Source organism: Flavobacterium sp., assembly GCF_031363805.1.
GTDB lineage: Bacteria > Bacteroidota > Bacteroidia > Flavobacteriales > Flavobacteriaceae > Flavobacterium.
The window spans coordinates 1-1,672 of the sequence record NZ_JANLVD010000086.1; the positions used below are offsets into that span (position 1 = coordinate 1).

General features: G+C 33.7%; 3 protein-coding genes. All 3 read left to right on the top strand.

Annotated elements, in window-relative coordinates; genetic code table 11:
• Window positions 1-185 precede the first annotated feature (185 nt).
• Complete coding sequence (locus RMN92_RS04850; RefSeq protein ID WP_309608339.1) at window positions 186-686, top strand: F0F1 ATP synthase subunit B; 501 nt, start codon at window positions 186-188, stop codon at window positions 684-686.
• Window position 687: 1 nt separating this feature from the next.
• Entirely contained in the window at window positions 688-1,221 is a 534-nt protein-coding gene (atpH, locus tag RMN92_RS04855) for an ATP synthase F1 subunit delta (RefSeq protein WP_309608340.1), read from the top strand.
• Between the two features lie 16 nt (window positions 1,222-1,237).
• A partial coding sequence (locus tag RMN92_RS04860) for an HAS-barrel domain-containing protein (RefSeq protein ID WP_409024844.1) occupies window positions 1,238-1,672 on the top strand: 435 nt, incomplete at its 3' end.

Below are 1,672 nucleotides of genomic sequence, written 5' to 3' on the forward strand. Positions count from 1 at the left end.
CAATTGCTCGTCAACCAGAAGCTTCAGGAAAAATTCAAACTGCCATGCTTATCGCAGCTGCACTTATTGAAGGTATTGGTTTCGCAGCATTGTTCTCGTAAATCAAAACTAAAAAATTATAGTTGCAACGGTTGGTTGCAACTATAGTTTTATCAAAAAAATTAAAAAATTTATAATTACATATAATGGATAAGTTAATAAATGATTTTTCGTTTGGTTTATTCATCTGGCAAGTAGTAATATTTGTTGGATTAATCTTTTTATTGAAAAAATTTGCTTGGAAACCCATTCTTGATGCAGTAAATGATAGAGAAGAAGGAATCAAAAACGCATTGCTTTCTGCTGAAAATGCTAGAAAAGAAATGCAAAACTTGCAAGCAGACAACCAACGTATTTTGCAAGAAGCACGTTTGGAACGCGACACCATGTTAAAAGAAGCGCGTGAAATTAAAGAAAAAATGATTGCCGATTCAAAAACCGAAGCGCAAGCACAAGGTCTAAAAATGATCGAGCAAGCAAAAGCAGCTATCGAAAGCGAAAAAAATGCTGCTATGGCAGAATTGAAAGCACAGGTTTCAAACTTGTCAATTTCTATTGCTGAAAAATTATTGAAAGATGAACTATCTAACAAAGAAACTCAAACCAAATTGGTAGAGAAAATGTTAGGCGATGTTAAATTAAACTAATATGTCAAGTACAAGAACAGCAATTCGTTATGCAAAAGCTATTCTGGATATAGCTTCATCTAAAGGTTTGGCTACGGAAGTGAGCCAAGATATGTTTTTGGTTTCATCAACAATAAAAGATAATCTGGAATTGAATATATTTATTCAAAATCCAACAATTAAAGTTGAAGTGAAAGAAAGTGCTTTGTTAGAGGTTTTTACAGACACAAATAGTGTAACAAAAAGTTTGTTTCATTTGTTATTTGAAAACAAAAGATTCGAAATTCTTTCTGAAGTTGCCACAGAATACAATAAACTATTTGTCGAAATGAATGGTGTGGAAGTAGCAAAAGTAACTACCGCTATTCCTATGGATGCAGATTTGGAAGGCAAAGTAAAAGCTAAAATCGCCGCCTTTTCAGATAAAAAAGTGACTATCGAAAATATAGTAGATGCTTCAATTATAGGAGGATTTATTTTAAGAATAGGCGACAAGCAATACAATGCTTCAGTGGCCAACAGATTACAAGTTTTAAAAAGAGAATTAAGTAACTAGTTATTTATAAATAATTATGGCGGAAATTAAACCTGCTGAAATTTCAGCAATATTAAAAAAGCAAGTAGAAGGTTTTGAATCTGGTGCTACTTTAGAAGAAGTTGGATCGGTACTTCAAGTTGGAGATGGAATTGCTCGTGTTTATGGGCTTTCAAATGTTCAATACGGTGAACTTGTAGAGTTTGAAAATGGTTTGGAGGGAATTGTTTTAAATCTTGAAGAAGATAATGTTGGAGTTGTACTTTTAGGACCATCAACAGGAATAAAAGAAGGTTCAACAGCAAAAAGAACACAACGTATTGCTTCTTTAAAAGCAGGTGAACAAATGGTTGGTCGCGTAGTCAACACACTTGGTTTTCCTATAGATGGAAAAGGACCAATTGGAGGTGATTTATACGAAATGCCTTTGGAAAGAAAAGCGCCTGGCGTTATCTTCCGTCAACCAGTTACA

Excerpts from the sequence above, each read along its gene's own strand:
- atpH (WP_309608340.1), top strand. The coding sequence starts at position 688 with ATGTCAAGTACAAGAACAGCAATTCGTTATGCAAAAGCTATTCTGGAT.
- RMN92_RS04850 (WP_309608339.1), top strand. The coding sequence starts at position 186 with ATGGATAAGTTAATAAATGATTTTTCGTTTGGTTTATTCATCTGGCAA.